Origin of the sequence: Acerihabitans sp. TG2, assembly GCF_035013185.1 — a bacterium.
Classification (GTDB): domain Bacteria; phylum Pseudomonadota; class Gammaproteobacteria; order Enterobacterales; family Enterobacteriaceae; genus Acerihabitans.
Window position 1 is genome coordinate 1 of record NZ_JAYGJO010000045.1, and the last position, 21,405, is coordinate 21,405.

At 44.9% G+C, this 21,405-nt stretch carries 15 protein-coding genes; 3 read left to right on the top strand and 12 right to left on the bottom strand.

Annotated features, from left to right (window positions below):
* Positions 1–126: 126 nt before the first annotated feature.
* Complete coding sequence (locus SJI19_RS23290) at positions 127–1,065, top strand: DMT family transporter (RefSeq protein WP_323480634.1); 939 nt, start codon at positions 127–129, stop codon at positions 1,063–1,065.
* A 380-nt stretch (positions 1,066–1,445) separates the two neighbouring features.
* Here the strand turns inward: SJI19_RS23290 and gndA are convergent, their stop codons facing one another.
* The 11 genes from gndA to rfbB form a co-directional block, all read right to left on the bottom strand.
* The gene (gene gndA / locus SJI19_RS23295) at positions 1,446–2,852 is read right to left on the bottom strand and encodes an NADP-dependent phosphogluconate dehydrogenase (protein ID WP_323480635.1); all 1,407 of its coding nucleotides are present in this window, start codon (positions 2,850–2,852) and stop codon (positions 1,446–1,448) included.
* A gap of 193 nt (positions 2,853–3,045) precedes the next feature.
* On the bottom strand, positions 3,046–3,864 hold the full coding sequence (locus tag SJI19_RS23300) for a glycosyltransferase family 2 protein (RefSeq protein ID WP_323480636.1): 819 nt from the start codon (positions 3,862–3,864) through the stop codon (positions 3,046–3,048).
* A 14-nt stretch (positions 3,865–3,878) separates the two neighbouring features.
* The gene (locus SJI19_RS23305; protein ID WP_323480637.1) at positions 3,879–4,805 is read right to left on the bottom strand and encodes a glycosyltransferase family 2 protein; all 927 of its coding nucleotides are present in this window, start codon (positions 4,803–4,805) and stop codon (positions 3,879–3,881) included.
* A gap of 79 nt (positions 4,806–4,884) precedes the next feature.
* The gene (locus SJI19_RS23310) at positions 4,885–6,702 is read right to left on the bottom strand and encodes a hypothetical protein (protein ID WP_323480638.1); all 1,818 of its coding nucleotides are present in this window, start codon (positions 6,700–6,702) and stop codon (positions 4,885–4,887) included.
* Positions 6,702–10,553: a glycosyltransferase gene (locus tag SJI19_RS23315; protein ID WP_323480639.1), complete on the bottom strand. Its 3,852-nt coding sequence runs from the start codon at positions 10,551–10,553 to the stop codon at positions 6,702–6,704. Before SJI19_RS23315 ends, SJI19_RS23310 begins: the two co-directional genes overlap by 1 nt.
* A gap of 1 nt (position 10,554) precedes the next feature.
* The gene (locus SJI19_RS23320) at positions 10,555–11,946 is read right to left on the bottom strand and encodes an ABC transporter ATP-binding protein (RefSeq protein WP_323480640.1); all 1,392 of its coding nucleotides are present in this window, start codon (positions 11,944–11,946) and stop codon (positions 10,555–10,557) included.
* Complete coding sequence (locus SJI19_RS23325) at positions 11,936–12,769, bottom strand: ABC transporter permease (protein ID WP_323480641.1); 834 nt, start codon at positions 12,767–12,769, stop codon at positions 11,936–11,938. The genes SJI19_RS23320 and SJI19_RS23325 overlap by 11 nt, the downstream gene beginning before the upstream one ends.
* 42 nt (positions 12,770–12,811) lie before the next feature.
* Complete coding sequence (rfbD, locus tag SJI19_RS23330) at positions 12,812–13,669, bottom strand: dTDP-4-dehydrorhamnose reductase (protein ID WP_323480648.1); 858 nt, start codon at positions 13,667–13,669, stop codon at positions 12,812–12,814.
* A 2-nt stretch (positions 13,670–13,671) separates the two neighbouring features.
* Positions 13,672–14,202 carry a dTDP-4-dehydrorhamnose 3,5-epimerase gene (gene rfbC, locus SJI19_RS23335; RefSeq protein WP_323480642.1) on the bottom strand — a complete coding sequence of 177 codons (531 nt, stop codon included), beginning with the start codon at positions 14,200–14,202 and terminating at the stop codon, positions 13,672–13,674.
* Positions 14,199–15,074, bottom strand: a complete 876-nt coding sequence (gene rfbA / locus SJI19_RS23340) for a glucose-1-phosphate thymidylyltransferase RfbA (protein WP_323480643.1) — start codon at positions 15,072–15,074, stop codon at positions 14,199–14,201. Before rfbA ends, rfbC begins: the two co-directional genes overlap by 4 nt.
* A 23-nt stretch (positions 15,075–15,097) precedes the next feature.
* The gene (rfbB, locus tag SJI19_RS23345) at positions 15,098–16,159 is read right to left on the bottom strand and encodes a dTDP-glucose 4,6-dehydratase (RefSeq protein WP_323480644.1); all 1,062 of its coding nucleotides are present in this window, start codon (positions 16,157–16,159) and stop codon (positions 15,098–15,100) included.
* A gap of 636 nt (positions 16,160–16,795) precedes the next feature.
* Between rfbB and SJI19_RS23350 the strand changes: the two genes are divergently transcribed.
* Positions 16,796–18,838 (top strand): hypothetical protein, encoded by a 2,043-nt coding sequence (locus tag SJI19_RS23350; protein WP_323480645.1) that lies wholly within the window; start codon positions 16,796–16,798, stop codon positions 18,836–18,838.
* A gap of 317 nt (positions 18,839–19,155) precedes the next feature.
* Here the strand turns inward: SJI19_RS23350 and SJI19_RS23355 are convergent, their stop codons facing one another.
* Positions 19,156–19,581 carry a GtrA family protein gene (locus SJI19_RS23355; protein ID WP_323480646.1) on the bottom strand — a complete coding sequence of 142 codons (426 nt, stop codon included), beginning with the start codon at positions 19,579–19,581 and terminating at the stop codon, positions 19,156–19,158.
* A 327-nt stretch (positions 19,582–19,908) separates the two neighbouring features.
* Here SJI19_RS23355 and SJI19_RS23360 point away from each other — a divergent pair, with 327 nt between their 5' ends.
* Entirely contained in the window at positions 19,909–20,904 is a 996-nt protein-coding gene (locus tag SJI19_RS23360; protein WP_323480647.1) for a glycosyltransferase family 2 protein, read from the top strand.
* Positions 20,905–21,405: the final 501 nt, after the last annotated feature.

Genomic DNA, 21,405 nt, shown 5'->3' on the forward strand with positions numbered 1-21,405 from the left:
ATACCACGCTAATGTGACAAAACAGGCTACTGACATCCACTGAATAGAGGGGAATGGCGATGAATTCAATACAATCAGAAATTCAGAATGTGACGGAACGTGTTTCAACACCTAACGCCATGAACAATGCATTTTATCAACCGTTGCGCCGTTAACCCCATGGTGCTCAAAAATGGCCAGCGTCGACTCAGCTTAATAGTGGCGACCATAGCCGTCATCCTATGCTGGGCTTATTCACCGATTGGTATCCGCATTGGCCTGAAAAGTTATGACTCCGGTCAATTGGCATTGATGCGGTTTCTCATTGCCTCTGTGTTTCTGCTTATGATCGCATTTTTTAAACGGATCGCCCTACCGCGGCTAAAGGATCTGCCGTGGTTGCTTATGCTGGGCCTTTTTGCTGTCACGCTCCACCATATCGCACTCAATACCGGTCAGCGTGGGATTAGTGCCGGTGCATCCAGTGTCTTGGCACAGTGCACGCCCATATTCAGCGCCGTGATCGCGCGTTTTTATCTCAATGAAAGCATCACTGCTTGGCGTTGGGGTTGTATTTTTATTGGCATGGTGGGCGCGATAATAGTGATTATGGGCGATGGTGATATTATGCACGTCAATATGCATGGTTTGCTGATTTTATTAGCGGCCTTGTCCTGGAGTATCTATTTTGTACTGCAGAAACGTTACTCTCAACATTACAGCATTTTGACGATAGTCTGTTATACGGTCTGGTCAGGAACGCTGCTATTGTCATTTTATTTTCCGGGTCTGCTCGTACAGATCAGACACGCCCCCGCACGGGTGAATATCGCTGTTGTACTTCTGGGAATATTCCCCAGCGCATTGGCATATCTGTGGTGGGCCTATGTTCTGACACAGACAGAGGTCAACCGGGCGACCACCACGCTCTATCTTATTCCCCCCGTGACAATGACAATCGCCGTTTTACTCTTACATGAAAAGACATCGGTGATGGTTATTCTGGGCGGCGGTATTATTATCGGTAGCGTTTTAGCGTTAAATGCTGAGAAAAAAATTAAAGCATGCCGTATGAAACCGGGTTAAAAATAAATCGTTTTACGCTTAAGGAGTAAAGTCCTTAGGCTAGATCTGTCTAGCAGAAAATAGACAAGCTGCCCGAGATATCACCGGTTAAGAAAGTGCCTATACATGTTGAATAAATTGAATTTTTGGTTGCCATATGGGTAGGATTACGCTTTTTATGACCACATCCTGGCATACCGCAGCAAAGCAAAATTCGACGGTCACTCGTCGGCAAGCATTCAATCTTAACGACCAGGGTCAACAGTGACGTATCGTCAAGGTACTAGGTACCATGCCCGGCACACAAAAAAAAACCGACCGGTTTCCCCGTCGGTTTTTTCTTTTCGACAGCGTAAGTGGGCAACTCGCCCTCACACCATCACCTCAGGAGAGGTTAATTTTTATTCCAACCATTCGGTATGGAACACGCCTTCCTTATCGGTACGCTTATAGGTATGTGCACCAAAATAGTCACGCTGCGCTTGAATCAGATTAGCCGGCAATACCGCTGAGCGGTAGCTGTCATAATAAGCGATAGCGGCGGACAGGGTCGGTGTAGGGATACCGTGTTGCACCGCATAGGCCACAACATCACGCAGTGCCTGCTGATATTCGTCAGCAATTTTCTTGAAATACGGTGCCAGCAACAGATTGGCGATATCGGCATCATGCGCATACGCATCGGTGATTTTTTGCAAAAACTGTGCGCGAATAATACAACCGGCACGGAAGATCTTGGCGATTTCACCGTAGTTCAAATTCCAGTTATTTTCCTGCGACGCGGCTTTCAGCTGAGAGAAACCCTGGGCATAAGACACGATTTTCCCCAGATACAGCGCGCGGCGGACTTTCTCGATAAACTCTTGTTTGTCACCGGTAAACGCCTGGGGGGCGGGGCCACTTAGCACCTTGGACGCAGCGACGCGCTGGTCTTTCAGTGACGACAGATAACGGGCAAACACGGATTCGGTGATCAGGCTCAGCGGCTCACCCAAATCCAACGAACTCTGGCTGGTCCATTTGCCGGTGCCTTTATTGGCCGCTTCATCGAGGATCACGTCTACCAGGTATTTACCCTCGTCATCCTTTTTGGTAAAGATATCTTTAGTGATATCGATAAGGTAACTATTAAGCTCACCTTTATTCCACTCGCTAAAGGTGTCTGCCAACTCGTCATTACTGAGCTTCAACGCATTTTTTAGCAAAGAATAAGCTTCGGAGATCAGCTGCATATCGCCATACTCAATGCCATTATGTACCATTTTGACATAATGACCGGCACCATCGGGACCCATATAAGCCACACAGGCTTCACCCTCGGCGCGGGCGGCGATTTTCTCCAGGATCGGGGCAACCAGGTCATAAGCGGCTTTTTGCCCACCCGGCATAATAGACGGGCCTTTCAGCGCCCCTTCTTCGCCACCAGAAACGCCGGTGCCGATAAAATTAAACCCTTCAGCAGACAGCTCACGGTTGCGGCGGATGGTATCACGGTAGAAGGTATTGCCGCCGTCGATCAGAACATCCCCTTTATCCAGGAAAGGTTTAAGCGAGTCGATGGTCTTATCAGTACCTTCGCCGGCTTTTACCATCAACAGTATACGACGTGGCTTTTCCAACGAATTGACAAACTCTTCAACGGTGTAATAAGGCACCAGATTCTTGTCGGCATTTTCAGCAATCACGTCTTCGGTTTTTTCACGCGAACGGTTAAAGATGGATACGCTATAACCACGGCTTTCAATGTTCAGCGCCAGATTGCGCCCCATTACTGCCATACCGACTACGCCGATCTGTTGTGTGGACATTAAGCAACTCCTGTCTGAAATAGGTATCTAGAGTATAAACCACCTGCGGCCGTCAGCAGGCCGACAGGGTAGAAATGTGGATGATATGTTAACCCAAGATTGCCGCCGGCGGGTAGTGATTGGTGCGATAGGCTTTCTTACCAAGAGATTCTGGCAATACCTGGCTGGCGATACCCCTTCTTCCGCCGTCTCGCTATTTTGCCGCCGCCAACGGCAGTTTTTCCAGGCAACGCCGATTAAGCCGCTTGCGCTGCGGGTCAAATACCCAGCCCCATTTATTAAAATAACGAATGGCCGAAACGATATGGTAAAGCATAAAGCGCAGGTCCACGTACGAACGACGTTGGGACTCGTGTACCACCAACGAATCAGGACAATAGCTTACCCGGTGAGGCGTACAACTGACGCGGCGGGAAAGATCAACATCCTCCATATACATAAAGAATCGGGGATCAAAACCACGTACCTCGCGCAGCACCTCGCGACTGATCAGCATAAAGCACCCCGAAAGTGAGGGGGCAAAAAAGGGTTTGTTGTAATCAGCCAGGCGCAATTCGTAATCATCATTTAGCGAATCGGATGAATTTGAAAGAAACCGTCGCAAAAACAACTGATAAGCTGCTGGCAGTAATTTACAACCATACTGCAGACTGCCATCCGGGTAGACGACTTTCGGGATGGAGAGGCCTATATTGCTCTTATTGCTAAACTGATATAATTTATCTATTTCACCCTGACTAAACATGATGTCCGGGTTACAAATCAAAATAAACGGCGCAGTTTGAGAGTAGCGTTCAAAAACCAGATTATGGCCCCCACCGAAACCTTTATTTTCAGGTGCTTTAATGACATCGAGTTTTTCATGCGAGAAGCTATCAAGCCAATCGCAATGGCTGCCGTTATCCACAATGACGACCTTGGAAACGCTTAACTCATCGAACAATGAAGTTAAGGTCTGCTTAATGTCTTGATACTGATGCTTAAAAAGCACCAGCGAAGCTATAATTTTCACTAACTGCACCAATTCTAAATTTTATTAAGCAGAATATAGGTTAATGTACTGATACTGCCCAACAGTTGTTGATGATAGATGCCGGATTGTCTCATTAATTTGAGGCGCTTGAATAGACCGCTCGCGCGAATAGCGCTAAATGCCGCCAGACTAAGCGTAGCTGAGGGTGTCAAATCGTCAGACACACACGCCAGCACAGCACGATTAAGGTCATTCCAGTGCGCCGTACGGCCACCGTGAGCGTACCTAAAATTACGCAGCCGGTGCAATAGTTCCATACTATTGCCGATAACGTTTCCCCCATGCTGACGATACAGTACGGTCGGTTTTGGATCATACTTCACCCTACCGCCACAACCGGTAACCAATTGATATAGTGTCCAATCATGGATAACCGGTTTAACATGTTCAATCTTTAATAATAATTGCCGCGCGCGCTGATTAAACACCATCGTATTGCCGCTGGCGATATTTTGCAGCAACGCATTGCCGAATGAGGGTTCTCTCAAATACAGTGGAGAGTAACCCATCGGCTTATTGGCAGCGTCGATCAACTGAGTACGGGAACAATACAACGCGGGAAGATTGTGATCCGATTGCTCAAGCCAATGGATAGCTCGGCTAAGCTTGTCATTGACCCAAACATCATCCTGATCGGCAAAAGCATAGTAGTCAGCCTGAATAGCTGCATTACCCACTAACGACATAAAATTGTCGCATAGGCCCGTTTGTGGACCCGACAGCAAATGACCGTCAACATCAGGCCGGGCAATAAATGCACCAACCTGCGCAACGGTTGAGTCCGTCGAACCATCATCGGATACCCAAAGCTGCCATGGACGATACGTTTGCTGGCAAAAGGAATCCAACTGTGGCTTAAGATAGGTTGCACCGTTCCTGCTGGCCAACAGAATAGCCACGGTCGAAGATGATTTTTTCATTTATTTCCACTGATGTTAAATAGAGAGCCGCGTCGTGGACGCTTTGTTTCCATATTTAACACACCAATATTCGATAACATTATTGCTTGAAATAATCAGCAAATTTCATAGTCTGGTTCCTGGTTGAACCCCAGGCATCAAAGTTTTCGATAACGCTAAAACGCTCATCACTGCGCCATTTGTCGTCAATAACCAAATCAATCAACGGCTGAGCCATTTCTAGTGGGCTCATCACCAAACCAAGTCGCTGTTGCAACGGAATGAAAATATCCATGAAGACATCAACACCCACGTCGATCAATTTGATCAAACTACCATTATCCTTACCTCTGGCCCGACCTGGATCTTCAACGCAGATCACGTTAGGTCCTTTGGGAAAATAGCCGATAATAGTATCATGTGGTGCGGAAAAAAGGAGTTCTACCGCAACGCGGTTTTCGTAAATTTTATCCACCGCCTCTGGCGTGCACGACTCAGAGCATATCAGAGCTTTCATAACATGGTGACCCTGCCGACTTTGACATTCGAGTGTATTAGCCAAACAGAAATAGTAGCCCACTACACGAATATCCAGCAGTTTGCCAACGGCGCGCTCAAAAGCTTCCTGTGTTGAGCCGCTCCACCCCACATCAATCAATGCCACTGTACTGCCAGGTTGGATATTCAGGCTCTTAAGATACATAAAAAGCCCACGACGATTTCGACAACAAATTTTGAGAATTTCACCACGATAAGCCGACAAAAATTTGCTGACTAAAGCATAGTTTTCTGGGCTTATTTTAAAATCACGATTAAATCCAAGATCCGTTAAGATCGATTGTTGAGGTGGCTCTACACCAATTCTTTCTAACAATTCTCCTGCGGCCAACCCGTCAGAACCCGACATTAAGAATGAAATATGTTGATCAAAATTCTCTTCATCAATCAATGCAAGGTTAAAGGCAATACGCGATCCCATAAAATAACAAAATGGCGGTAGGCTGGTGCCAAAACAATGTTGCGCGACACGCTCGGGAATATAGCCATCTCGGGAGACAAACAGAACGTGATCAACCTCATCCACTTTGCTTTGCTGCGCAATCCATGCAAGAAATCCCATCGTGGCGGTTGCCTGGTACTTAAACCCAAGTTCCTGAAATGAATGTTGCGGAATCTGATCGGCCACCAAGGTTCTCAGCATACCTTCGGTTAGGGAACTCATCAGCGAAAGAGATTTTTTCGCGACCGAGGCAGTCGGAGTGTGGTAATGGAACGCCCTCAAATTTCTTTCACGTGGTCTTTGTACATCAGCGAGAAAGTTATCCCCAATGTGTAAAATGTCCTGCGGGGCAACATCATAAGCGTGGACGATCAGATCAAACAGTTCACCTGAATCACGTTTAGTCGCATTACGATCCGCTGAGATAAATAACGGCACCTCCTGCAGATGATGCTTAAGTAAAACCTCTTGGAAAAAATCTACACCAAAATACATATCAGAGGTGATTACCACGGTCTTACCTTGGTCAATCAGATCGTTGAACAGACTAAATAATTCCTTATTCGGCATTACCAGCGCTTTTTCAAGATCATACTCAGCCTGCATCAACGTGGTTTCAGACACCGGCAAACGGCTAAAATTATCGTAAATATTAAGTAACGTAATCTCTTTTTTACCGTCTTTTACCATCTGACGAAAGGCTTCAGCTTGGGCTTTACGACGTAGTTTTCTAAAATTAGGTATAGCGAACCGATTGCCGATAATATCGAAAGCGTCTTCCGGATCCGCTAGTGGCCGGACAAATAGGGTATCAAAAAAATCAAATGAAATAATTTTGGCATTATTAATTGCCAACCATAAATCATCTATAGAAAAAATGAGGTCTGTATTATCGGCTAGTTCTGGTTTTTGGTTCATTATTTTTGAACCTCAAAATTATATCCATTAGGGTGTAAATTTATATTAAAAAATGGATCATATTGAAAATAATTTGGATGTTTATTATAAAGATGAGCTTGTTCACGCTTCAATCGAGCATGTTTTTCCAGATCCTTATGATCAATTCCACGGGATACTGATTCATGATGAATTAACGTCACACTTTGGCAAGTAACATTGTAAAAGCCTGCGTCTACCAAACTCATGCAAAAATCAACATCATTATAAGCTACTGGAAAAGTCTCATCAAAACCGCCTATACTGAGATATTTCTTTCGCTCTATCATCAAGCAAGCACCGGTCACTGCCAGCCAGTTATAGTCAACTTGGTTGCGCATAAAGTATCCAGCGATATCTTTATGTTGATTCAGAAAAGCATGCATTGGGCCGTCATGTAGGTTTAAAAGGCCAGCGTGCTGCACACTAACGCCATCACTATACAGTAGCTTGGCACCCACCGCACCAATATGGTCGAGTTGCGCGTATCCAGCCATACGTTCTAGCCAGTCGCCATGAAGCACTTCTGTATCATCATTGAGCAGCAGCAGCAAGTCCCCAGTAGAATGCGCTACACCAGCGTTTATCAACTGCGAAAAATTGAAAGGCCTGTCGTGGTGCACCACATTAACCCGCCGGTCCGCTTTTAGCTGCTCTAGATATTCCACTGTATCGGCGTCTTTTGAACCATTATCGACCACTACCAGCTCAATATTATCAAAGTGAGTTTTATCGAAAATCGACTCGACACAACGTTGCAAAAACGCGCGATTATCTCGGGTAGGGATGATAATTGAAATCAGCGGATTGCCTTGCGGTGCGTAGTTGACCCTGAAAAAACCAGGACAATTCGGCAGCGGTTCTACGGTGCCAACCTGGCCACGACGGTTTAATGCGCTCTCGCGCACGGCTTTGGATGCAGCAAGCACATAGGGTTTGGCAGTAAGGTCGGAAGCAATAGATGCCGGAATGATCCGCCAATGATAAAGCACTTTAGCTATATGACTGATTTTATTAGTAACCTCAGTCAGTCGTAAGATAAAGTCCCAATCCTGACAACCATTAAACTCTCCGCGCAGACCACCCAATCCCTGGGCGACACTTAATCTGACGCAAGAAACATGACAGGTATACATGGTCCCCATCATGGTTTCGGGAGACCAGTCAGGTTTGAAGTGTGGCTGGGAGAAACTGCCCTCTGGCGTTAATTTATCTTCATCGCTATAAATAAAATCGGGGTCGTCGACATTGATACATTTAGCCAGCTCATATAAACAGTCTTCAGTTAATTCATCGTCATGATCGAGGAACACAATATAATCGTTGGTCGCATGTTCTATGGCGACATTAGTCGCACCGGCAATGCCCTGGTTGCTGGCCAAATGAATAACTTTAATCCGGGGATCATCAAGCGCATCGAGGGCGATCGCCGTCTCGGCCAGTGGACTGGCGTCGTTAACCAGCACCAACTCCCAGTCTGGGTACCACTGACGACGCACCGACGAAATCATCTTTTCCAGCAGTTCCAGCGGAGTATTGTAGATCGGCACAATAATTGAAAACTTTGGCCGGGTGACAAACCCGCCGATAATTTCGTCGAAATGGTATGGTTTTTCAGTGGCGATATAAGTGTAATCATCCGGGTATTTTGAATAATAGTAACTACCGTCAGCAGCGCGATTAATCGACGCCGACTCCACCGGTGACATATCCCCAGATAGACGTTGGCGTCGAAATGAAGGGTGATGTAAAAACCATCCCGGTCTCACCCACATCGCCACCGTTAACAAACGTCCTCTATAACGCTGTGGTACTCGTAAATACACTGACTTAAGTAGTTTACGCACCCTAAGCTTTAAAGGCGGGGCAGAGCGTATTGTGGCAGATGGCATACTCGTTGCTTGCCGCACTTGATTAATATTAAGCTTAATAGCTCGGCCATAAAAAGATAATCCCCCCACGATGCGATGCACTATCCGCCGTAGGATCAGTGGGCAGTGTCGTGCCACAATGCGTAAAGGAGCAGAGATTCGCCAACTGGTTGAGTGCAAAAATCGCTCAATATCCTGTTTTTGCGCCACAATAACCGCTGCCTGTTCAATATTTTGCTGCTCTTTAACGGCATATTCTTGTCCCATCGTGTATACTTCTAAGCGCAAAAAGTCCACCGACGGCGCACGCAAAACAATTTTACATGCTGATAACGCATGGAAAATCTGTTGCTCATTGCCAGAATCAATCAGAGCATAGAAACGCGCATCTTGCTGCAAAAAACGCTCTATATGGTCTTGTTCTACCTTAAAACCAACCGTTTTAAGCACATCCAACACTAGCGCTAACAAATGGGTCTCAGTGTAAAATTGACTATAGGAGAATGAACTTATACGCAGCAAAGAGATAAATATGCCGCGAAATGCAATATAAGCAACGCTAATGTCTTCCGGAGATTCCCACTCTTGATCAAACAACACCACCTCGCCATTATCCTGACGGATAATATTAAACGGCATTGCATCCAAATATCCTTTGGGGAAACGCTGCTCGAGATCATAGACGATGGGTAAACCCGCCCGGGCCAACAAACAATCAATCCAACTACGAGCCCAATCCGCCACTTCGCTTACACGCCAATCGTGTCGGTTAACGATATCGACCAGGTCAAGCCATAAGCTTTTTCCCCGATAAAATTCATCCTGATCCACCACATAATGGAGGTTGCCTGGAAGTGGCTCGTCCGGGTTTCCCTTTACCGCATGTACGATAAGCCGACCGCTGGAGTTTATTGTAAAAGTAGTCGTCTTACGAAAAGCAGCTTGCCGGCTATCGGAAAAATGAAATGCGGCAATGTCCGGTGTCAGTGAAGGCTGAGGCTGTTGTGTGGCGATCATCATGAATGAATTGGACAAATCTGCGGCAAGTCCGTTATGCCAGGCATTTTTAATACCTTGTTCCACTGAAAAAGTGCTTTCAGCAATCAATTGGTGATCAGCCAGGGTACTTTCTACCGCCAACGGGGCCAAATCCATAGCATGGTGTTGCCACCCATCCGGCGTAACCATGGATATCGGCAGTTTATAATCAGGCAAAGGCAGATATTCTTGGCTAGCGTTAAAACCGGCCTTGGCTAACACTGCTTTCAGTTCCTGGCGGCCAAAAGTCATCACGCCTTGTTCATGGTAAGCGTTATTGATGCCAAACATCGGCATATTGACGTGATCTTCATTGGCACCAGCAAAATACTTAATGCCCAATTTGTTTTCTATCGCCACAAACAGCCGGGCATCAGCTGTCATACGTGACCGACAAGATGCAAGCAAAGTCTGTTGCCCATCCTTACCCAGAAACACGCTGGCGTACTCCAGCACGCCAATCAGCATCACCGCATCGAATAACCCTAGGTCGGGTATCAGATCGCTTGGAGAGCAAATGACCTCAACGTTGGTCAAATCTCGGCAACGTTGCCGTGCAATACTGGCACGTCGGAAACTGCCCTCCACCGAGACCAACTGCGCTCCGCTTTCGCCAATAAACCGCGACATGGCACCGCAGCCACAGCCAATTTCTAAAACGCGCTTCCCCCTAAACCATTCACCAAATGGTCGCAACAAATTCGCGCGACGCGTACTCAGATGATAACGCGATGACCAATCTCTTATTTTATCATGCAACTCTGTTGAGTTTACGCTGACATCCTGCGCGCTGTTTATAGCGTCAAGAATATAATTTTCCGCATTATCACCGTCGCTATAAGCAAAATCGGGTAATTCTTCAGGCCGCCAAACACCATTGACCTCATCAAGTATAAAATGATGAGAAGAAAGGATTGATTGCATATCAGTTGGTTTCAAATTTAATACTCGCATTCAGATCTGCTAAGCCAGTAAAGGAGGTTACTGACCCCACGGTAAGATGGATAGAATCATAACGGCGGTCATGAGGAATAACTTCACCTTCAGTTGAACTGCTCGAGATACCTACCGAAATAAAATAATCTCCTTCATACAGCATTACCGGCATGGTCACCGACACAAACATATCATCGTTTGGCTGGGCCAGTTCAAGCAACGCCACCGATTGCCACTCAGAGTTGGTATTGTAAATTGTCACCCCTTCTTTGGTTTTTACTGCAAAACCAAAGATCGGACGCACCACCGTGGCATGAAATTTAATCCGGAATGAAAAAACGAGATTTTTATGCGGGATAAGACTGCTGGGATAACGTTCCCCCGCTTGGCATAGATGGTAATCGACGATTTCCGCAGCAAGGTCGCCCCAGCGGTACTCCGATGGATTATAATTCGGCCGCTCGGCATAAACGCCATTTAAATGACCGGCAACATCATCTGCCTCGGTGCGGTCAGCGCCAGCTTCGGTCTCGCGGATCGCGCGATTTTCCTCACCCTCAATGGCCAAATCTATCTGTTCATCCATATCCTGACGTTCACTATTCTGAATCTTTTGTTTGCCAAACAGGATATCCAGATAGCGATTAACAATATCGCGCGGTGCACCATTGCCCTTCATTTCTCCGCCATCAAGCAACATCGCTTGATCGCAGTGGGTAACGATTTGTTCGGTGGCATGAGATACAAACAGGATAGAGGTTCCATTTTGCTTCAGTTTTTTCAAACGGGCAAAACATTTGGCTTGGAATCTGGCATCCCCCACCGCCAGTGCCTCATCGACGATTAAGATATCGGGATCGATCTGGGCCTGTACCGCAAATGCCAGGCGAACCAACATACCACTTGAAAAAGAGCGTACCGGAGAATCAATAAAACGACCAATATCGGCGAACGACAGAATATCGTCGAGTTTCTCATCGGTCTCATCACGACTTAATCCCAGCAGTGATGCGTTGAGATAGACATTTTCCCGTCCGGTAAAATCATTGTTGAATCCGGCGCCCAGTTCCAGCAAGGCCGCTACGCGTCCGTTAACCTGAACATGTCCCTCAGTTGGCGACAGGGTGCCGGCAATGATCTGCAACAACGTGGATTTACCGGAACCATTCCGGCCGACAATCCCCATGGTTTGACCGCGCGGTAATTCAAAGGACACATCTTTCAACGCCCAGAAATCTTCATGATAACATCTTGGTGCGCGACCGAAATAATGGTCAAGTCGAGGTACAATGAACTGTTTCAGACGACGCGTCGGACTTTCGTAAACCTCATAGCATTTACTGATATTATCGATCTTTATCGCCATATCGTTAGAGGACATCGGCAAACCCTTTTCTTGTTTTTTGGAACCAGGCATAACCTAACCACATGATGATTAATGAAACTAATGTATAACAACCCAGCCCAATAAAATCGGGATATTTTCCCCAGATAAGGACTGCGCGGGCCTGCTCGATAATAAAGGTTAGCGGATTAAGATAAATCAACGGACGTATTTTAACCGGCAAAGATGAAATAGAATAAAACACTGGCGAAAGAAACATGGCGATGGTCATAAGAATCGTGATGCTTTGTCCCACATCGCGCACAAACACGCCTAACGACGCCAAAAACCAACTGATTCCCAAGGTGAGAAACACCAGCGGCAGCATCACTAATGGGGTAAAAATCAGCGTCCAGTGCAGATAGCCATTAAAAATAAAAAAGGCAGTAATTAACACTAACATGCTGATCATCGTATGAAACAGCACACCACATAAAGACACTATTGATAAAATTTCAAGCGGAAAAATGACTTTTTTAACATAATTGACATTTGACAAAACCAGAGTCGAGGCTCGGGATAATGTTTCAGCAAATAAGGCGTGCGTGATCAACCCGACAAACAGGATCACAGCAAAGTCAGTTTTAGAACTCGGGACCGAGGCTGCTCCCCAACGCGCTTTAAACACCACCGAGAACACCAGTGTATACACAACCAGCATGAAAATCGGATTGATAACTGACCAAAAGATCCCCATAAAAGAACCACGGTAGCGGCTGACGATGTCGCGCTTGACCATTTGGTAAATCAGTTGGCGGTGACTCCACGCCGAGACTATCAAGGAAAAAAATGATGTGGGTTTATCAGTATGAGGATTCATTACAAGCTCTCTAATCGGTGGCACCAAGTGCCGCCGTGGTAGTTAGGCAATTTTTACCATACAGTCATTAAGCGCCCCGACCCAATTCGACGGACGGATACCATAACGCGCTATCTTTGCGCAAGACAACGTCGAATGTTTAGGACGGCGCGCTGCGGTGGGATATTGATCGGTGCTGATACCCGTCACCACCGGTAAAGACTTCAGCAAATTCAAGCGGGCCGCAGCGGAGATGATTTCGTCGGTAAACACTTTCCACGACACCTCTCTATCACCACAGAAATGATAAATCCCACGGGCATCATCCACGGTAGCAATATCAATAATCGCCTGGGCAATATCTCCTGCGTAGGTTGGGCTGCCACGCTGATCGTCAACAATGCTTAACGTGTCGCGCTCGCGCGCCAACCGCAACATAGTCTTAACGAAGTTATTGCCATATTCGCTGAAAACCCACGCAGTGCGGATAATGATAGACTGCGGATAAACCTCCATAACAGCGATTTCACCCTCCAGTTTGGTCGCACCATACACCCCCAGTGGATGAGTGTTATCGGTTTCGACATACGGCGTCGAAGAGGTGCCGTCGAAAACATAATCGGTTGAGACATGAATAAACCGGGCATGCACTTGTTTAGCGGCACGGGCCAGATTTTCCGGGCCCACGGCATTGATCAACGCAGCCCGAACCGCATCGGATTCAGCTTTATCCACGGCGGTGTAGGCGGCGGCGTTGACGATAAGGTCTGGCTGGAAGTCCGCCACTACCTGATCTACCCAGTGTGCGTCGGTGATATCCAGGCTAGCGGTGTCGGTTGCCATGATCTGCCAGTCTGGCGGCAGGCGATCCTGAAAACAGCGGCCGAGCTGACCATTAGCACCAGTAAGTAAGACTTTCATCATCAAAGATCCTTCAATAACTTGCCCAACTTATCTTTGTCAGATAACAGGGGCTGCGTTACCGGCCACTCAATGGCAACCGTCGGATCGTTCCACAACAGGCACTCTTCATGCTGTGGATTGTAATAATCGGTACATTTGTATTCGAAATCGGCAATATCGGAAATCACCAGAAAACCATGGGCCAATCCGGGCGGGATCCAAAATTGCTTCTTGTTTTCTTCCGAAAGCAACACCCCCTGCCATTGACCATAAGTAGAAGAATCGCGACGGATATCGACGGCCACATCAAAAACTTCACCGCGAACCACGCGTACCAACTTGCCTTGAGGGTTGGTCTTTTGAAAATGCAGGCCACGCAGTACGTGTTTGGTTGAACGCGAATGGTTATCCTGCACGAACTCTAACTCTATATCCAACAGTGACTGGTAGCGCCGTTTTTCATAGGTCTCTAAAAAGAAACCTCGCGCATCACCAAACACTTTAGGTTCAATGATTTTGACACCGTCTATTTTTGTATTCAGCACCTTCATGCGAATTTTTCTCCGGCAATTTGGATCAAATACTGGCCATATTCGGTTTTACTCATTAACTGGGCCTCTACCAATACCTGCTGTTTATCTAACCAGCCGCGGTTGAAGGCGATTTCCTCAAGGCAAGCCACTTTAAAACCTTGCCGTTTTTCAATGGTATGAATAAAAACCGAGGCCTCAATCAGGCTTTCATGGGTGCCGGTATCCAGCCAAGCAAAACCACGGCCCAGCAGTTCAACGTTTAACTGTTTTTGTTTGAGATACATCTCATTAAGGGTAGTAATTTCCAACTCGCCTCGCACAGACGGTTTAACCTGCTTGGCTAATTCCACCACTTGCTGATCGTAGAAGTACAGCCCGGTAACCGCCCATTCAGATTTGGGCTTAAGCGGCTTTTCCTCAAGTGACAAAACCCGGAACTTATCATCAAATTCCACCACGCCAAAACGCTCGGGGTCGACCACATGATAACCAAAGACAGTTGCACCCGAGGTGCGGGCGGCAACGGTTTCCAATTTGGCACCGAAACTCTGGCCGAAAAAGACATTATCACCTAAAACCAGTGCACAGCGCTCACCATTGATAAATTTCTCACCAATAATGAATGCCTGCGCCAACCCATCGGGGCTTGGTTGTATTGCATACGTGAAATTCACGCCAAACCGACTGCCATCGCCTAACAGTCGTTGAAAAGAGGGCATATCCTCCGGAGTGGATATGATCAAGATATCGCGGATCCCGGACAGCATTAAGACCGAGATCGGATAATAAATCATAGGCTTGTCATACAGAGGCAATAACTGTTTGGACACCCCACGGGTGATCGGATAAAGACGTGTGCCCGTACCGCCGGCCAATACTATACCTTTCATAAAAAACACCGATTCCTAACGCATTAATGTAAGCCAAGACGCTCGCCAGAATAGGATCCATCCTGAACCCGCTGCCACCAGGTGCGATTGTTCAGATACCATTCCACGGTTTTACGGATTCCACTCTCGAAAGTCTCCAGCGGTTGCCAGCCCAATTCCCGTTGGATCTTGGCGCAGTCGATGGCATAACGCAAATCATGTCCAGGTCGGTCGGTAACGTAGGTTATTAAATCCTCGTAGCGATCTATGCCTCCGGGCTTGCTCGGCACCAGTTCATCAAGCAAACGGCAAATGGTGCGCACCACATCAATATTTTGTCTTTCGTTATGACCACCAATATTATAGGTTTCGCCCACTACACCGGTGGTTACAACCTGGTATAACGCGCGCGCATGGTCTTCCACATAAAGCCAGTCGCGAATTTGTGCACCACTGCCGTAAACCGGCAGTGGTTTGCCGTCGATGGCGTTAAGAATGATCAGTGGAATCAGTTTTTCAGGGAAATGGTAGGGGCCGTAATTGTTTGAACAGTTGGTTACCAGTGTCGGCAAACCATAGGTTCGGTGCCATGCTCGTACCAAATGGTCGCTAGACGCTTTTGACGCTGAATAGGGACTGCTCGGGGCATACGGGGTGGTTTCGGTGAACAAATCATCGCTGTTGTGCAAATCGCCGAACACCTCATCGGTAGAGATATGATGAAAGCGGAAAACAGCCTGGCGCACCGGTTCAAGGGCTAACCAGTAGAAACGGGCAGCCTCCAGCAAGGTGTAGGTGCCAATAATGTTGGTTTCCATAAACGCCGCAGGACCGTCAATGGAGCGATCTACATGGCTTTCCGCCGCTAAATGCATTACTGCATCAGGCTGATAAGCTGCAAAAACCCGGTCCAATTCAGCACGATCACAAATATTCACCCGCTCAAAACCATAGCGGGGATCGCCACTTACGCTGTCCAGCGACTCGAGGTTACCCGCATAGGTTAAACAATCAACCACTAAAACCTGATCCAGCGTATCCCTGATAATGTGTCGCACCACAGCGGAACCGATAAAACCGGCACCGCCGGTAACTAAAATTTTCATTTACAATGAATCCATTATTTCTTGTTGCTGAGAGATTGCATCAAAAATTGATTTCGTTACAAAAGTCCATCCGATAACTATTCCGCTTCATCCAATGAGCAGTAGCAAGGTGTTTCGCGGATATATTATCATTGATAAACAGAACTGGGGATGACTTACCTTAAAGAAAAATCGATTTATCTGACTTGATCTTATCCACGTTTGCTGTTTTGTCCCATTGGACAAGGTTTCAACCACTAGATACCCCCAAGAATCAGGTGTCTTTAACATCAACATCCACCCGCAGCGTTCAGGCGCATAATATTACCATAGCCAACATTATTTAGTTAGCAGTAGGAACTAACATCATTATGCTCACCCTTGGTCCGGCAAGGGGAATAAGAACAAGCTGAAACGATTATGCTTTTTTTGTTGGTTATTTAAGCGCTCGTTAACACCAACCACTGAGTACAATCTTTTCCCATCGCCACCGATGGGATGAGTCCTTACATCAAAATTGTTACTAGATTGTTACTAGATTGATTTTTATTGATTTATTAATCAAACACAGTGCAGAATATTTGTCCAAAAAAGTGGAATACAGAATAAAATAAAGCTAGAATGACTCATCTACCGATTACTTAAATTTAAAAAAAGATGAAAAAAATAACACTTAGAAGACGCAAAAATGCAACTTTAAGTATGAACTTCACTCACAGATACTGGCTGTGGGCCATTTTTCTAGCATATGGCGTGTTTTTTTCAATAAGTTTATGGATACGCTCTGGTTTCCCTGTCTATGCCATAGCAGATTCATATTTTGATGATTTGCTATTTCAAAAACTTGCAAGATATTTACTGCGAAATGACTGGTTAGGACCTTATAATAATGTAACTCTAGCTAAAGGAATGTTTTATCCTGCTTTTATTGCCGTTACCTCGATTATTGGTTTGCCATTAAAAATTGCTGAGCATATTTTGTATCTCTTTGGCTCAATATTTGTGTCTTGTTATGTTTGCCGTATAACTAAAAATAGATTATTAGGTTTAATTATTTTTGCTTTCTTAGCCTTTAACCCAGTTCTATGGACTGAATCCTTGGCTCGAGTTATTCGGGAAGGTATCTATATTTCTTTATCAATGATACTTGTTATTTTAATTATTGCAACATTATTTCCTACGGAAAAAAATTTATTTAGCAGATTACAATTATTCAAGTCATTGCTGATTGGTATTCTTGGAGGTTTCTATTGGCTTACTAGGGAAGAAGGTATTTGGCTAGTACCCACAGTCATTCTAATTTTAGCTTTTTATATTATTCAACAATCGAAAAAACATGGTTTTATTTGCACTTTTTCAAAATTATTCTTGAAAGAAGTTGCTGTCGCCGTCGTGGCGTTTTGTGTAGTTGTAGGCAGCGTCAGATTTGAGAACTGGCGACACTACCATTTATTTGAAACAACAGAATTTCATACATCTTCTTTCTTAAAAGCGTATGGAGCATTAGCAAGGATCAAGCATGATTTTCCCCAGCGCTATGTGGTCTTCCCTAAAGATGCGCGAGAAAGGGCATACTCTGTCAGCAGCTCCGCTCGTGAGCTACAGCCTTATCTTGATGGCGCATTGGGGAATGGCTGGAAGCTCTCAGGTCGCGCACAAATACCCGATGCATCAGAAATCGCATCAGGTTGGTTTATGTGGGCATTTAGAGATGCGGTGGCGGCCGCTGGCCACTATTCATCAGGTGAGGACGCTATGAATTTTTACGACCGTCTCGCCAATGAAATTAACATGGCTTGCGATGAAAAAAAAATTGAATGCTTACCATATCGGTCAACTCTAGCACCAGTATTCCAACTGGGATATATAACAGATACTCTATTTGCCTCAAAAAAAATACTTCCATTTTTCTTGACATTAAATGATCTGTCTAGAAAAAAACCTTTCGATATCCCACCTAGTACCGGTACAGTAAGCCAACTCAACAGCATTAGCGATTTAGTCGGTCCTATTAACATGCCGGAAATATATACACAGCGCATCACCGGTTGGATTGCAGCAAACAACCAACTTCCTAACCTATCATTTGTTGGCCAATCAAAAAACACTATAATCCATATTGATTATAGCGATGCACCCGACGTTACAAAACAAAACCCTGGATTTCAAGCATTGCGTTTCGAAGCAAGCATAGAATCTCATGAACCAATAAATATTAAAATTAAGCTGAGTCAATCTACTGTGAGTAGTCTAGTGGATATAAAAAACGGTCCGTTATTAAATACTAACACAATGAAGCTATTTGTTGACGATAACCATTTTTCTTTAAAAACTCCATTGCTAACCGCTCGAATGCATACACAGCATCACATAGCAAAAAATATTGGTATGGTTTATAGAACATTGATGCCATATTTATTTTCCCTAAGCATGATAACTTTTTTATTCTCTCTCGTTCAATTTTTGAGAACTTGGCAATCTAGTCCCCTTTTTGTACTATGCAGCGCATGTCTGACAGCGGTACTATCTCGAATAACTCTGCTTGCTTACCTTGATGTCACATCTATACCATCTATAAATATTCTTTATATATCTCCAGCAACCCCCTTTATGATTATTTTTTCGATTACGGGTTCTTATCTTTTCTTCAAAAAGATCAAAAGGCTATTTTGCAAAGAATCTATAAGTGGTCAGCGTTAAGATTAAAGTATTTTGCAAATGTCCAATTCATAACACCAAGGTAACGCAATCAGGGCAAGGATAAAGCTTTGCTGTTGGAGTACCCCCAATTTTCCAAAGGCCTACTACGCGCCAAAATGATGAGAGAATGAGATCAACAATTTGGGTTGGGACAAGGAAGTTCCGCTCAATTAAGCTCGACCGACCACGCCAAAAACGCCGAGAGCTTGCGTGATTGCATTATTTTTAAACAGCTGAACAACTAAGCTAATATTTTCATTCCCTGTTTATTTGGAATTTCGTAAAATACTGGGATTATCTACTCATTTTGGTGTGCGTTAGCTCAGCGTCTTCTTGAAAACAAACAACTTTGCGCTCGTATAATTAAAGACCATCCCGCATAAACTGCCTATGGCTACACCGATTACCGGAAACGCCATGATGGTTGGTGAATAACGTGTCGATATCCAGAAAGCCAGATAATTCACTGTACCTCCGGCGATCATGAGTACGAAATATTGAGTAAATTCACGCCACAGTCTCATGCCGGAGCGTGAGCGTCTAAAGGTTATCCATCGATTTAATAGCCATGTAACGACTACTGCCACCACAAATGAGACCAGCTTGGCGGGATAAACGCCAATCTGTCCTTTTAACGCGTATAAAACCCCAGCATCAAAAACAAAACCCACCACACCTACGATGCCAAAAATGATAACATTAAGCAAAACGGGTGATGACAACGATTTTACATACTTAACCACATGCATATCCTATTGTTTTATAATACAAAAATATTAACTTTCATGAATGGCACTTTAATCATATTGCAACAACTAAAAAAGTAATCTATTGAATAATAAGCTATGTCGATGATACCCAAAAGCTACCACTAAATACGAGAGGATACGTAGCAGCCTAGCAAAAAAGGTTACTTTAGGGGAAAAAATTGTAGTTAAATTTTCTCTAGCGGCGGATAAATGACCTAATCAATACCGAGTCCAATATTTTGCTTTACTCGGAGTACCTTTTTGAGGAAGATCGACAGACTTATACAAAATTAAACATTTCAATACGACATATAATCTAATATGAACATTAAAAATGATAACTTGTTAAACATTGCCGTACTTATCCCTTGTTACAATGAGGCTTTTTCAGTAGAAAAAGTCATAAAAGACTTTCAAAAAGTACTTCCTGGTGCAGTGATCTTCGTTTTTGATAACGCTTCAACTGATGAAACCGCAGCAATAGCCGAAAGGGAAGGTGCAGTGGTTTACAGTGTACCGTTGAAAGGTAAAGGTAATGTCATCAGAAGAATGTTTGCAGATATCGATGCCGATATTTACGTTATGGTGGACGGTGACGCAACCTATGATGCCCAAAGCGCACCGCGCCTGATAAATCACCTACTTGCTGAGCATTTGGATATGCTGGTGGGAGCACGTCATCATCTTGACAAAGAGGCTTATCGTCTAGGCCATACATTAGGCAATAAACTGCTCACAGGGTGTGTGTCTAAAATATTTGGTGGTGATTTTACCGATATGCTTTCCGGTTTTCGGGTATTTTCCCGTCGCTATGTCAAATCGTTCCCTGCATTATCGTCTGGTTTTGAAACCGAGACTGAACTGACGGTACATGCTCTCGAACTGCGCATGCCCTATGGTGAAATGCCCACACCTTATTGCGCCAGGTTAGAGGGTTCGACCAGTAAGTTAAACACCTACCGAGACGGTCTAAGAATTCTGAAAACTATTGTCAGGTTGTATGCCGTAGAGCGGCCCTTGATATTTTATTTTTTACTGGCGATGATCGTAGGTGGACTAGGAGTATTGTTATCTCTACCTATTATTTCTGAATATGTAACTACTGGTTTGGTTCCTAGACTTCCCACCGCATTACTTTCTACGGGAATGGTTCTTAGCTCAATAATCTTTTTTATCGCGGGTATGATTTTAGAAACTGTCACCATGGGAAGGAGAGAAATGAAGCGGTTGGCCTATCTTGCTATTCCAGCACTGACGAACCATTACCTCAACCCTAGGCAAAAAGAAAATATGTCAAAGTTTACAAATGAGGAGTAAGGGATTTCATTTCTCGGTTACGAATGTTATTCCAATAATTTTACTTTTGTATTTCCAGAATATTATTTACAGGAAATTATATACATAAACCGTTAGTCTTGTAGGAATGATTTATTACGGTAACATATTTTATAAGTCCTCCGTCACTTTCTAATTCTATTTTTTATCAGTTATCGACGGAGGTCATCTATTGATATACTCCTTTACTTTCGAGGTCACATCTATTTATGCTAACAAACGTATACTCTGCTCTGCAAGTGCCAGCAATATAAAGTAGGCATCCTTGATTTTTTTATGCTACATTTTCCAGCACTATCTCAGACTTATCTCTAATCCCACACCACTACATTCAGTAATTGACAACACAACTTTGACCAGCATACATGTCATCCCTTACTGAAAACCTAACAGGGAGTAGTGGAGCCTGACCGTGCGTTCTGAACAACCGTAAGCGCCGTTAAATCGACGTACTCCTCCTATCCATACTGCGGCACATTTTTA